This window comes from Bradyrhizobium sp. 195, assembly GCF_023101665.1.
In the GTDB taxonomy this organism is placed as follows: Bacteria; Pseudomonadota; Alphaproteobacteria; order Rhizobiales; family Xanthobacteraceae; genus Bradyrhizobium.
This window is the reverse complement of record NZ_CP082161.1, coordinates 1,755,156-1,767,501: the sequence shown is the minus strand read 5'-3', so window position 1 is coordinate 1,767,501 and position 12,346 is coordinate 1,755,156. Positions and strand designations below refer to the sequence as shown.

General features: G+C 61.7%; 13 protein-coding genes and 1 pseudogene. 6 read left to right on the top strand and 8 right to left on the bottom strand.

Annotation, left to right across the window (positions count from 1 at the left end; translation table 11 throughout):
• Positions 1 to 3: 3 nt before the first annotated feature.
• The 6 genes and pseudogenes from ccoP to IVB26_RS08130 form a co-directional block, all read right to left on the bottom strand.
• Positions 4 to 879, bottom strand: a complete 876-nt coding sequence (ccoP, locus tag IVB26_RS08155; protein ID WP_247971215.1) for a cytochrome-c oxidase, cbb3-type subunit III — start codon at positions 877 to 879, stop codon at positions 4 to 6.
• A gap of 6 nt (positions 880 to 885) precedes the next feature.
• A complete protein-coding gene (locus IVB26_RS08150) occupies positions 886 to 1,050 on the bottom strand; it encodes a cbb3-type cytochrome oxidase subunit 3 (protein WP_247971214.1) in 165 nt (54 codons plus the stop codon).
• Positions 1,051 to 1,063: 13 nt separating this feature from the next.
• Positions 1,064 to 1,798, bottom strand: coding sequence for a cytochrome-c oxidase, cbb3-type subunit II (ccoO, locus tag IVB26_RS08145; RefSeq protein WP_247971213.1), 735 nt, complete (start codon positions 1,796 to 1,798; stop codon positions 1,064 to 1,066).
• Between the two features lie 11 nt (positions 1,799 to 1,809).
• A complete protein-coding gene (gene ccoN / locus IVB26_RS08140) occupies positions 1,810 to 3,459 on the bottom strand; it encodes a cytochrome-c oxidase, cbb3-type subunit I (protein ID WP_247971212.1) in 1,650 nt (549 codons plus the stop codon).
• Between the two features lie 210 nt (positions 3,460 to 3,669).
• Positions 3,670 to 4,095, bottom strand: coding sequence for a CBS domain-containing protein (locus tag IVB26_RS08135; RefSeq protein WP_247971211.1), 426 nt, complete (start codon positions 4,093 to 4,095; stop codon positions 3,670 to 3,672).
• A gap of 37 nt (positions 4,096 to 4,132) precedes the next feature.
• Positions 4,133 to 4,958 (bottom strand): annotated as a pseudogene (locus IVB26_RS08130) (universal stress protein).
• 188 nt (positions 4,959 to 5,146) lie between these two features.
• Between IVB26_RS08130 and fixL the strand changes: the two are divergent.
• From fixL to IVB26_RS08110, 4 genes are all read left to right on the top strand, one after another.
• On the top strand, positions 5,147 to 6,664 hold the full coding sequence (gene fixL, locus IVB26_RS08125) for a sensor protein FixL (protein ID WP_247971210.1): 1,518 nt from the start codon (positions 5,147 to 5,149) through the stop codon (positions 6,662 to 6,664).
• A 3-nt stretch (positions 6,665 to 6,667) separates the two neighbouring features.
• Positions 6,668 to 7,285, top strand: coding sequence for a response regulator FixJ (gene fixJ, locus IVB26_RS08120; protein ID WP_247971209.1), 618 nt, complete (start codon positions 6,668 to 6,670; stop codon positions 7,283 to 7,285).
• Positions 7,286 to 7,329: 44 nt separating this feature from the next.
• Positions 7,330 to 7,746: a response regulator transcription factor gene (locus tag IVB26_RS08115; protein ID WP_247971208.1), complete on the top strand. Its 417-nt coding sequence runs from the start codon at positions 7,330 to 7,332 to the stop codon at positions 7,744 to 7,746.
• 103 nt (positions 7,747 to 7,849) lie between these two features.
• Positions 7,850 to 8,548, top strand: a complete 699-nt coding sequence (locus IVB26_RS08110; RefSeq protein WP_247971207.1) for a helix-turn-helix domain-containing protein — start codon at positions 7,850 to 7,852, stop codon at positions 8,546 to 8,548.
• Positions 8,549 to 8,910: 362 nt separating this feature from the next.
• Here IVB26_RS08110 and IVB26_RS08105 read toward each other — a convergent pair whose 3' ends face one another.
• Positions 8,911 to 9,165 (bottom strand): EAL domain-containing protein, encoded by a 255-nt coding sequence (locus IVB26_RS08105; RefSeq protein WP_247973110.1) that lies wholly within the window; start codon positions 9,163 to 9,165, stop codon positions 8,911 to 8,913.
• A gap of 79 nt (positions 9,166 to 9,244) precedes the next feature.
• Here IVB26_RS08105 and IVB26_RS08100 point away from each other — a divergent pair, with 79 nt between their 5' ends.
• Positions 9,245 to 9,526 (top strand): hypothetical protein, encoded by a 282-nt coding sequence (locus tag IVB26_RS08100; RefSeq protein WP_247971206.1) that lies wholly within the window; start codon positions 9,245 to 9,247, stop codon positions 9,524 to 9,526.
• A gap of 401 nt (positions 9,527 to 9,927) precedes the next feature.
• On the opposite strand, the gene IVB26_RS08095 is transcribed toward IVB26_RS08100, so the two are convergent.
• Positions 9,928 to 11,166, bottom strand: a complete 1,239-nt coding sequence (locus IVB26_RS08095; RefSeq protein WP_247971205.1) for a cytochrome P450 — start codon at positions 11,164 to 11,166, stop codon at positions 9,928 to 9,930.
• A 562-nt stretch (positions 11,167 to 11,728) separates the two neighbouring features.
• On the opposite strand from IVB26_RS08095, the gene IVB26_RS08090 reads away from it, so the two are divergent.
• A complete protein-coding gene (locus IVB26_RS08090) occupies positions 11,729 to 11,929 on the top strand; it encodes a GcrA family cell cycle regulator (protein ID WP_247971204.1) in 201 nt (66 codons plus the stop codon).
• Positions 11,930 to 12,346: the final 417 nt, after the last annotated feature.

Sequence of the window (12,346 nt, the reverse complement as noted above, 5' to 3'; positions counted from 1 at the left end):
CCGCTATTTTCCGCCGCCCAGAGAGTGGACGTAGACCGCCATCGCCTTGATGGTGGCGGGATCGAGCCGTCCTTCCCAGGCCGGCATGACACCGGCGCGGCCATTGGCGATGGTCTCGACAAGAGTCACCTCGTCCGAGCCGTAGAGCCAGATCTTGTCGGTCAGGTTCGGCGCGCCGAGCTCCAAATTGCCCTTGCCCGCGTCGCCGTGACAGGCGGCGCAATTGTCGGCGAAGATCTTTTCGCCCTTGGCGGCGTCATAGCCCTTGCGGGTCGAGAGCCCCGACAGCGACCGCACGTAATTGGCGACCGTGACGATCTCGTCCGACTTCAGCACGCCGTCCTTGCCGAAGGCGAGCATCTGGCCCTCATGCGTCTTGGCGTGACCAGCACGAGCGCCGAACTGGATGGTCTGCATGATCTGGTCGAGCGTGCCGCCCCACAGCCAGTCGTCGTCGTTCAGGTTCGGATAGCCCTTGGCGCCGGCGCCGCCGCTGCCGTGACACGGTGCGCAATTGTCGCCGAACACGGTCTTGCCCTTGGCGCGGGCGAGCGCCAGCAGTGCCGGGTCCTTCTCGATCTCGGCGAGCGAGGCCGCGCCCAGCGCCACCATCTTGGCTCCGCGGATCTTCTCGAGGTTGGCGAGCTCGACCGCGACGTCGGCACGTGTCGAGTAACCGAACAGCCCTGTGGTATTGCTGGAGATCAGCGGCCAGGCCGGATAGACGATCCAGTAGCCGATCGCCCAGACGATGGTGAGATAGAAGGTGATCACCCACCAGCGCGGCAGCGGCGTGTTGAGCTCCTTGATGCCGTCCCACTCGTGTCCGGTCGTGGACCTGCCGGAGACAGGATCGATGTCGCTATGATGGTCGGTCATGATGTCTCACTCCTCCCGCAACGGCAGGCGTGCTGCTTCGTCGAAAGCGGCCTTGTTGCGGGGCCAAAATGCGTAGGCGATGATCGCGAGGAAGATCGCGACGAAGACCGGCGTCCAGAGCGTGGTCACGAGACCGGACGCAAGATTGTCGAGTGTCAGGATGGCTTTCATCGTTCATGCCTTCTCAGCGAAGATTGGCTTTCTCGTTGTAGAGCTTGAAGTCGACCAGCGTGCCGAGCATCTGCAAGTACGCGATCAGCGCGTCCATCTCGGTCGGCGTTCCGGTCTTGCCGTCGAAATTGCGCACCACGGCCTTGGCGTAGCGCTTGCCGAAGCCATCGCTGCCGGAATTGTCCGGATCGGCCTGGGCCTTCATGTCGGCGCCTGCATTGGCGATCTGGTCATCGGTGTAGGGCACGCCGACGGTCCTCAGCGTGCGCATGTGATCGGCAATCGTGTCCGGATCGACCTCGGTCCGGCTGAGGAACGGGTAGCCCGGCATCACCGACTGCGGCACGATCGCGCGCGGATTGATCAGATGGGTGACGTGCCAGTCGTCGGAATATTTGGCGCCGACGCGGGCGAGGTCCGGGCCGGTGCGCTTCGAGCCCCACTGGAACGGGTGATCGAACATGCTCTCGGCGGCGAGCGAGAAGTGACCGTAGCGCTCGACCTCGTCGCGCAACGGGCGGATCATCTGCGAATGGCAGAGATAGCAGCCCTCGCGAACATAGACGTTGCGCCCGGCGAGCTCCAGCGGCGTATAGGGCCGCACCCCGTCGACCGCTTCGATCGTGCTCTTGAGGTAGAACAACGGCGTGATCTCGACGAGACCGCCGATCGCGATCACCAGCAGGATGCCGACGATCAGGATAATCGAGTTCTTTTCGAGGACTTGGTGGCGTGTCCAGAACGACATGGGGAAGCTCCTCATTCCGCCGGCTGAAGAGCGACGGGCATCTGGACTTCCGCCTCGCCGACGCGAACGGTCATCCAGAGATTGTAGGCCATGATAAGTGAGCCGATCAGGAACAGCCCGCCGCCGGCCGCACGGATGATGTAGAAGGGATGCATCGCCTCGACGGTCTCGATGAAGGAATATTCGAGGAAGCCGAGCGAGGTGTAGGCGCGCCACATCAGCCCCTGGAGGATGCCGGACACCCACATCGCCGAGATGTAGAGGACGATGCCGAGAGTGGCGATCCAGAAGTGCCAGTTGACGAGCTTCAGGCTGTAGAGGCCCTTGCGATTCCAGACCCACGGCACCAGGCAATAGAGCGCGCCGAAGGAGACGAAGCCGACCCAGCCGAGCGCGCCGGCGTGCACATGGCCGATGGTCCAGTCGGTGTAGTGGCTGAGCGAATTGACCACCTTGATCGACATCATCGGACCCTCGAAGGTGGCCATGCCGTAGAAGGCGACGGAGACGACGAGCATGCGCAGCACGGGATCGGTGCGCAGCTTGTCCCAGGCCCCCGACAGCGTCATCAGGCCGTTGATCATGCCGCCCCAAGAGGGCATCCACAGCATGATCGAGAAGGTCATGCCGAGCGTCTGCGTCCAGTCCGGCAGCGCCGTGTAGTGCAGATGATGCGGACCGGCCCAGATATAGAGAAAGATCAGCGCCCAGAAGTGAATGATCGAGAGACGGTAGGAATAGATCGGCCGCTCGGCACGCTTCGGGATGAAGTAGTACATGATGGCGAGGAAGCCGGCGGTGAGGAAGAAGCCGACCGCGTTGTGGCCGTACCACCACTGGAACATGGCGTCCTGGATGCCACCCCAGGCGACATAGGACTTCGAGCCGAACACCGAAACGGGGAGCGCGGGATTGTTGCCGAGATGCAGCACCGCGATCGTCACGATGAAGGCGAGATAGAACCAGTTCGCGACGAAGATGTGCGGTTCCTTGCGCTTGATGATCGTGACAAGGAAGACGAGCAGATAGGTCACCCAGACGATGGTCAGCAAGAGATCGGCGTACCATTCCGGCTCGGCATATTCCTTGGACTGGGTGACGCCGAGCAGATAGCCCGTGCCGGCGACCAGGATGAAGAAGTTGTATCCGACGACAACGAACCAGGGCGCGAGATCGCCCGCAAGGCGCACGCGGCAGCTCTTCTGAACGACGTAGAAGGATGTCGCGAGCAGCACGTTGCCGCCGAAGGCGAAGATCACGGCCGAGGTGTGCAGCGGCCGCAAGCGGCCGAAGCTGGTCCAGGGCAAATCGAAATTCAGTGCGGGCCACGCCAGTTGCGAGGCGATGATGAGGCCGACGAGGAAACCGGCGATGCCCCAGAACATCGCCATGAAGGAGGAGAACTTGATCGGGCCCATGCTGTAGTTGGGGCGGCCGTTGATCTCGGCAGGCGGCAGCGCCGCCGGCCGATCGTAGCAGCGGTTGATGATGCAGAACACCACAGCCAGGCTCGCCACCGCGCTCAGCGCGGCGTGGAAGGCGAAGGGCGCATCGAGCGCCTTGGCCGCGGCAATCACGCAGAGAAAGGCGGTGACCGCGAACAACGCCGCCAGGCCGCTTTCACCGAAGGTCATGGATTTGGAGATGGAGGGCTGGCTCATGCGGATTCTCTCTGAAAGAACACAAGGCCAGAAACCACATTCACGCTGGCGGGGAATTGATTGAAATCAAGACAAGTGGATTTCCGTTGAGTGAGACCGATGCGGATCAGGGAGTAGTATCAATTGCTTGCGCACGGCACGGCGCACACCACGAAGCATTGCCTCCGGGAAATCACGGAGCTTGAAATCGCGGGAATCAAGGCAGCTTCGTCAGTCCCGCGCGGTGGCCTTGAGCGCCGCGATGACGTCCTCGCGGGCGATGATGCCGACCAGCGTCTGTGCGCCGTCGAGCACGATGATGCTCCTGATGCGATGCTCGACCATGATCTGGAGCACGCGCGTCAGCCTTGTGTCGGGGCTGACATAGCTGAACTCGGGCGTCATGACGTCGCCGATCTTGCGGCTCATCAGGTCGGGATAGCGCGGCAGCATCTGGCTCGGCGTGAAGGCGAAACACTTCAGGATGTCGAATTTGGTGACGATGCCGACCACCTGCCCGTCATCCTCGACTGGATAGGAGTTGAAATCGTCGCGCTCGAACATCTCGCTGAGCTCGAGCAGGTCGAGATCGCACTGAGCCGTCCGTACGTTGCGTGTCATGTAGCCGCCGACGGTCTGTTCAAGAAACTTGTACACGGCGCGTCCTCCTCGATTGGTCTGGATTCGCCGGCCGTCAGTGCGACAGCAACACGCAGCTGGCCGATTGCGTCATCAGATGATGCGTGGCGCCGCCGAGGATCAGCTCGCGGAAGCGCGAATGACCGTAGGCGCCAGCGACGATCAAGCCGGCGCCGATGTTATAGACGATCTTCTCTAATTGCGCGGCGGCGGTTTGGTTTCTCGCGGCTTCCGGGATGCGCGCGATCGCAGCGAGGCCGTGGCGAGCGAGCCATGCGGTAACGTCCGTGACGCGCCCCATCGCGGCCGAGCCGTCGCCAGCGTCTTCCGGAAGCTCGACGATGGTTATGTCCTTCGCCTTGCGCAGCCTCGGCAATGCATCGACAACCGCCCGCCGTGCCTCGGGCGCGTCCTTCCAGACTATGAGCACGCTACGCAGATCGAGCCAGTTGACTCCGTCGGTTACCATCAGGGGCGGCCGGCCAGCCTGCATTACCAGATCCTTCGGGCTTGCAAGCGAAAAGGCATCGGAGAAAGCGGGCTATATCCGCCGCTGACGACGATGTCGGCGCACCGCACCTGCGCCAGGACAAACCGCCTGGGAAAATCCACGGCGCTGCGCCATTCCGAGTGTCCGCCGCGCGCCTTCGTCGCGGCGCGGATTTGCGCCTCCAGCTCGGCAAGGCCTTCCTGACGAAAGCCTGCTCCCGATCAATCAGCCCTAGGGCCTCGGCGCCATCTGCGAAATAGAGCGGCGGAGCGAACTGCGCCGCGGCAACGCCGACAGCTCGAACCGCTCGGCGAGTTCGCCCGCGACCTGAAGACGCGCCTCGTTGGGCTGATCGAGCGCCAGGCTGACCACCAAGGGTCGCATATGTCATCGGGAGCCTCCGGGCAGTACGTTGCTGTGGAAATCTAGCCGCGCCGACGCAAGGCAGGATGAGGTAGATCAATTTTCGCCGGCCAGTTGGGAGAAATCCGCCAGTCAGACATCCGAACTTGCCTCCGGTACGGCCTTGGGCGAAATTGCCGCCACGGGACCCCGCCGCGGGAGAATGGGAGCAATAGCTTGTCGCCGAGCCGCGTAACGCATCAGCCAGACGACGCTCGCGGCGAGCATTTCGGCGTCCGGATCGAAGGCTTTGGCGTCGGCACCTGGGATCTCGATCTCTGGACGCGCGAGCTGGAGTGGTCGGCAACCGCCAGAATGCTGCTGGGCATCGAACGGAATCAACCGGCGAGCTATGAGCTCCTTCTCTCGCGCCTGGGTCCCGCGGACCGCGCGCGCGTGGAGAGCGCGATCGAGCATGTCGTCGACCACGGCGGCGGCTTCGACGTATCCTTCAGAGTTGCCAATGCCTCAGGCCTGGGGCGCTGGATTCGCGCCCGGGCAGGTCTCATTCGGGACGACGCCGGTGCCGCCCGCCATCTCAGCGGCATCTTTCTCGACGTCAACGAGGAGAAACAGGTCGAGGAAGCCCTGCGCACGCGTGAGACCCACCTCCGCTCGATCCTTCACACCATTCCTGATGCAATGATCGTCATCGACGGCCAGGGCATCATCCAGCTCTTCAGCACGGCGGCCGAGCGCCTGTTCGGCTGGCCCGAGCAGGAGGCCATCGGCCAGAACGTCAGCATCCTGATGCCTGAGCCCGACCGCACCCGCCACGACGGCTACATCGCGCGCTACCGCACCACCGGAGATCCGCATATCATCGGCATCGGGCGTATCGTGACAGGCAAGCGCCGCGACGGAACCACCTTTCCGATGCATCTGGCGATCGGCGAGATGCAGTCGGGCGCCGAGCCTTATTTCACCGGATTCATCCGCGACCTCACCGAGCATCAACAGACCCAGGCGCGGCTCCAGGAATTGCAGTCCGAGCTCGTCCATGTCTCGCGGCTGACCGCGATGGGCGAGATGGCCTCTGCGCTCGCCCACGAGCTCAACCAGCCGCTGGCGGCGATCAGCAATTATATGAAGGGCTCGCGACGGCTGCTCGCCGGCAGCAGCGATCCGAACACACGGAAGATCGAAAGCGCGCTGGACCGCGCCGCCGAACAGGCGTTGCGCGCCGGCCAGATCATCCGGCGCTTACGCGACTTCGTGTCTCGCGGCGAGTCCGAGAAGCGGGTCGAGAGCCTGTCCAAGCTGATCGAGGAAGCCGGCGCGCTTGGGCTTGCCGGCGCCCGCGAGCAGAGCGTTCAGCTTCGCTTCAGCCTCGATCCCAACGCCGATCTCGTGCTCGCCGACCGGGTGCAGATCCAGCAGGTGCTGGTCAATCTGTTCCGCAACGCGCTGGAGGCGATGGCGCAGTCGCCACGGCGCGAGCTCGTCCTCGCCAATACCCGCGTCGGCGCTGGCATGATCGAGGTCGAGGTCTCCGACACCGGCTCCGGTTTCCGGGACGACGTCATGCCAAACCTATTCCAGACCTTCTTCACCACCAAAGACACCGGCATGGGCGTGGGACTGTCCATCAGCCGCTCGATCATAGAGGCTCACGGCGGCCGCATGTGGGCCGAGAGCAACGCGTCGGGCGGCGCGACATTCCGCTTCACCCTCCCGGCAGCCGACGAGAACTGATTCATGACAACCAAGGGACATGTCTACGTCATCGACGACGACGAGGCGATGCGGGACTCGCTGAACTTCCTGCTGGATTCCTGCGGCTTCGGCGTCACCCTATTCGACAATGCGCAAGGCTTCCTCGGCGCCCTGCCCGGCCTCGCCTTCGGCTGCGTAGTCTCGGACATCCGCATGCCGGGCCTCGGCGGGATCGAGCTATTGAAGCGGATGAAGGCGCAGCAAAGCCCGTTCCCGATCCTGATCATGACCGGCCATGGCGACGTGCCCCTCGCGGTCGAGGCGATGAAGCTCGGCGCGGTCGACTTTCTCGAGAAGCCGTTCGAGGACGACCGCCTCACCAGCATGATCGAATCGGCGATCCGCCGGGCCGAGCCGGCGGCCAAGAACGAGGCCATCTCGCAGGACGTCACCGCGCGCGTCGCCTCCTTGAGTCCCAGGGAGCGCCAGGTCATGGAGGGGCTGATCGCGGGCCTCTCCAACAAGCTGATCGCCCGCGAATACGACATCAGCCCGCGCACCATCGAGGTGTACCGGGCCAACGTGATGACGAAGATGCAGGCGGGCAGCCTGTCGGAACTGGTGCGGCTGGCGATGCGGGCCGGCATGCTGAAGGATTGAGACAGGTCAAGGGCCCGCCCGCGGCGCTATGCTAACCAAGCCGCATGATTGAGATTAGCCCGCATGGTGAGCGGCTGCCGTCCCCCACAAAACCTATCGTGATTGTGGTGGACGACGACGCTGCCGTCCTGGGGTCCCTGCAGTTCCTGCTGGAGACCGACGGCTTTGCCGTGCGGACCTTCAGGAGCGGCACGGCGCTGCTCAATGCCAGCGGCGCGCCGGGGGCGGACTGCTACGTGATCGACTACAAGATGCCCGACATCAACGGCATCGAGCTGGCCGGCCGCCTGCGCCAGTCTGACGGCGCGACCCCCGTGATCCTGATCACCGGCTATCCGGACGAGAACATCTCGGCCCGTGCCGCCGCAGCGGGCGTAAAAGACGTGGTTTTGAAGCCGCTTCTCGATGAAAACCTGGTCAAGCGCATCCGCCACGCCATCCAGAACAGCCGCGGAAATTGACCTGCGGGATTCTACGTAAGGAATCCCCCTTAAGATATCTCGCGAAATTTTCGAAGCACCCGATACCGCGTACCAAAGCGTCATCACAACGGAGATGGCGCAGATGCTAACCCAGCCGATCAACACCCAGCCGATCAACACCCAGATCGGTCGCAAGATTGCCGCCGCCCATCCCGTCTGCGACCAGTTCGGCGCGATCACCGGCCATGTCGGCCTCGTCGCCACGGAATTCTCCTACCGCAAGGACGAGGAGATCTACGGCGAGGACGAGCCGGCCGAATATGTCTACCAGGTCATCACCGGCGCGGTGCGCAGCTACAAGCTGCTCTGCGACGGCCGCCGCCAGATCGGCTCCTTCCATCTTCCCGGTGACGTGTTCGGCCTCGAACCCGGCCAGACGCATCGCCTTGCGGCCGAAGCGATTATCGCCACCAGCCTACGCCTCGTGGAGCGAGCCAGCCTCGAAAGGTCCGCCAGCATCGACGTACAGGTCGCGCGCAAGCTCTGGGTCATGACGGCGGGCGAGCTGCGTCACGCCGAAGATCACATGTTGCTGCTGGGGCGCAAGACGGCGATGGAGCGTGTTGCAACCTTCCTGCTCGAAATGGATCGCCGCCTCGCCGTCGCCGGCATGATGGCACTGCCGATGTGTCGGCGCGATATCGGCGACTATCTCGGCCTCACGCTCGAGACCGTGTCGCGCGCGCTCTCGCAGCTTCACGCAAAGCGCATACTCGGCTTCTCCGGCGCCCGCCAGATCGTGCTGCGCAACCGCCAGCGCCTGCACAATCTCGATGCCTGATCGCTTTCACCCGGCCGCGTTTCTCCTCTCCGACTTGGCCCGCCGAACGCATTTCGGCGGGCCTTTCTTGCCGCAATCAAGCCGCGGGCTGCGTTTCCGGCCAAGAGGATCAGAGTTGCCAAAACGTGTGCCAACTGCTGCGGCGGAGTTGAAGCCCAAAACGACCAACTAGCAGCCGGCCCGACGTTACCGTGCGCGCAGGCGAATGCGGCGCTGGATGTTGACGTCCTGTAGATCATCCTGATTTTCGCGGCACTGGCCTGCTGGCAGCTCTCGCACCAGTGACCCTGATCTGGATCTCAATCCGGCTCCTTCAATGCCGAATCCTGAAGACAGCTTTGTCGAGCCCGCCGCAATCTCCCCTATGAGGCCGACTGGACGAGAAATAGGACCCTCGGCTTGGACCGACTTTCCGCCGCAAGACGCTGCGGGCGTCCAATCAAGTAGCCTTGAATCTCATCGCAGCCCTCCTGGACAAGGAGCGACATTTGGACCTTCGTTTCGATCCCTTCAGCAAGCACCGGCACACCAACACCCTGAGCGAGCCCGATGACAGCGCGAACGATGGCCAACGATCGCTCGTTCTGTCCAACCGAGGCAACGAATGCCCGATAGATCTTGATCCGGTCGAGAGGGAAGGCCTCGATTTAGGACAACGAGGAATACCCGGTCCCGAAGTCGTCCAGCGCGATCAGGATGCTGAGGCTCTTGAGCGATTGCATCGTCTTCTTCGCGCGCGACATCCTCGATCAGCACGCCTACGGTGATCTCGAGCTCGAGGCCGGCCAGCGACAGCCCGCTTTCGCCCAGCTCCTTGCGGACTTGCACATCGAGGTCCTCCGGAATTGCGCGGCCGAGACGTTGACGGCGATCCTCAAGAGTCGGTTCCACGACGCGGCCTCACGGCAAGCCTCCATCAGCACCCGGTCGTCGATCTGGGCAATCGAACAGCCTCAGAGCGCCGCTCACGGCGCTTAAGCGCGATCAGCCTACCGCCAAAAATGGCCTTGCCGGGGCCGTCGGATCGCGCATGTCGAGGGGGCTTCGCGGAGAGAGCCGATCCGCTCACCATCCCACCAAAGGTGAACGCGAGCGAGCGTTTCGCCCAGAACGAGGCGAGAGGGCCGCTCGGCGGAGCACAACCAGGACACAGAAAGCGAGGGCCGTCGGAGGTGGTACCAGCGGTGGCGCGATGAGTATCGCAACCGCCCGGCCAAGGTCTTCGGCGGGATAGCGACGCTGTGGCCCTGCGGCAATCTTCAAAACACTCAGACGCCCGTAACGCAACCCCGGTGAACTTACCGAGAGAACTGGTCTCCACGAGGTCCTAACCGGTTCTGCACGATATGACCAGTGTTGAATGTCGCTCGCAACCGAGACTAACCTGGAATCTGCACCGGCAGTGCGGAATAACCGTGCACAAAATTGGATTGAACTCGCTCCGGTTCGCCGACCACCTTTACCTCCAGAGATCGCTTCAGCATCTCCTGCCACAGGATTTTCAGCTGCAGCTCTGCAAGATGCCTACCCACGCAACGGTGAATCCCAAAGCCAAAAGAGAGATGTTGCCGTACATTTTTCCGATCGATGATGAAGCTGTTGGGGCTAGCAATAACCTCGTCGTCTCGGTTGCCAGAGATGTACCACATCACAACTTTATCGCCTCGCCTGATTTGCTTGTGCCCTATCGTGAAATCGTCCGCAGCGGTTCGGCGCATATGCGCGATAGGCGTTTGGTATCGTATGATCTCGGATACCGCCCCGGGCACTAGCGAAACATCATCGCGGAGTTTTCGCAGTTGGGACGGATTTTGACTCATGAACAAGACGCCACCGGTAATTGAGTTGCGAGTAGTATCGTTACCTCCAACAATCAGCAGAATGAGGTTGCCCAGGAATTCACATGGCTCCATGTTTCGGGTCGCCGGTGAATGCGCCATCATAGAGATTAGGTCAGCGCGCGGCTCGGATTTTGCCCGTTCGCTCCAAAGCCGTGTGAAATAGTCCAAGCACTCGGACAGCACCGCCTTTCGCTTTTCCCAGCTGTCGATCTGGTGGCCCATTTGTGGACTCAAGGCGGCTACGTCCGACCAGTAGGTCAGCAGCCGTCGATCTTGAAATGGAAAGTCGAACAGCGTGGCCAGCATTTGGGTCGTCAACTCGATCGAGACTCTATCGACCCAGTTGAAGGTATCATTGCGCGGCAAACCGTCCAAGATCTTCCGAACCCGCGAGCGGATCAAGCCTTCAAGCTTGGCCAGGTTCTCCGATGCCGCGATCGGGCTGACAGTCTTACGCTGCTGAGCATGGACAGGAGGACTCATCTTAATAAAACTGGGAGTCCAATACTTCCGCGGCGGGTCCACAATTGTGACGCTTCGCTCTGACGAGAATATTGTGTGATTTGAATCCACGGCTACGATGTCGCGGTATTTTGTTATCGACCAATATGGACCGTACGGGCTGTCTTCGCAATAATGGACGGGATCTTCCCTTCGCAGCCGCTCGAAACAAGGCCAAATGGTATCATCTTCAAAGCGCTTGGGCTCGCTTATATCAAGGCGGCTCAGCGGGATGTCAGCCTCCTCGCAAGCGTTCTCTACCGATAAGTCTGTCATGATTGTCTCGCGGACATTGGCGTGCAATTTTGAAAGCTCGGCTCATGCGCTATTTTTCGCTCGCATGGAAGCTCGGCCGAAACACAACGAGCTCGGCCCTAGAGTAACAATGTGTGACGCATGTCCATGGCTGGGCTTCGCGAGAGCTCGCACAATCGTCAGAACTCTGAAATTATCTTACGGCCGAAGTTACTTGGGAACTTGGTTCGGCCCCGGTCGATGAAGAATAGTGGAACGGCGAGCGAAGCTCCCCTATCAAGATTGGGGAGGCGCGCGAACTCGCTTTTGTGTTAGTCAACATCAGACGCAAGCACTCGCCGCGATGGCACCCAGCGGCACGCCCGGTTCCCACTCGACTACTTATATTGCGCGAGCAGATGGGACCCTAATCACGGTAGGGACTAAGAAGAGAGCGCGGTGTGCCAAGGAGACTCGTTTTTCCTTCACTCGCGATGCGGGCTTTCGTAGAATGAATGAACAGGAGACCAAACCGGCGGTCGTGCGCGAGCCCGGACGAAGAGTAAACTAACCTGACGTCACAACTGGCACTAAAGTATCTTCCATGCGCTGGAATAGAAGAGAATTGGCACAGCTGGAAACGCTCTGGGCCGCGGGACAGAGTGCCGCGCAGATCGCGCGTCATCTCGAGTGCAGTCGCAACGCAGTTTGCGGCAGGCTAGCTCGGTTGGGCCTGACTCGAGGTCACAAGCCACCAACACAAAGCCGAAGATTAGACCCGCCCCGAAGCGAGGCCCGACGGTGATGGCGGCCGGTTGCGATTGCGCCAGAAAGAAGCTGTCGCAAAAGGCGCTAGATAGCCAACCTCAGGAAATGAGCAAGCGGCAGCTTTACGCGATGCTAGCTGAGGCAGTCAGGAATACCGCGTAGAACTATCAGGCGCGCCGCGAACTCCCGGGCTATGCGGCGCACTTGGTCCATCCGGACGATTTGCTTGTTGGATTGCGCGCTTTGTGGCTATCCGACGAACAGTGGCGTCGAGTAGAATGTTCGCGGCGGAGGGATCGATCGTAGGTCAAGTCATCCAATCTCAAGAGGCTGGATGCACTGAATTAGAAGAAGAATGCGTTCTGGTTCTTGAGCCTCGTTTTCGGCTATGCGTCTTCGGGGAAGCGCCCGACGTCCTGGTTTGCGCCGGTGTTTGGAAGTTTCTGCACACGCC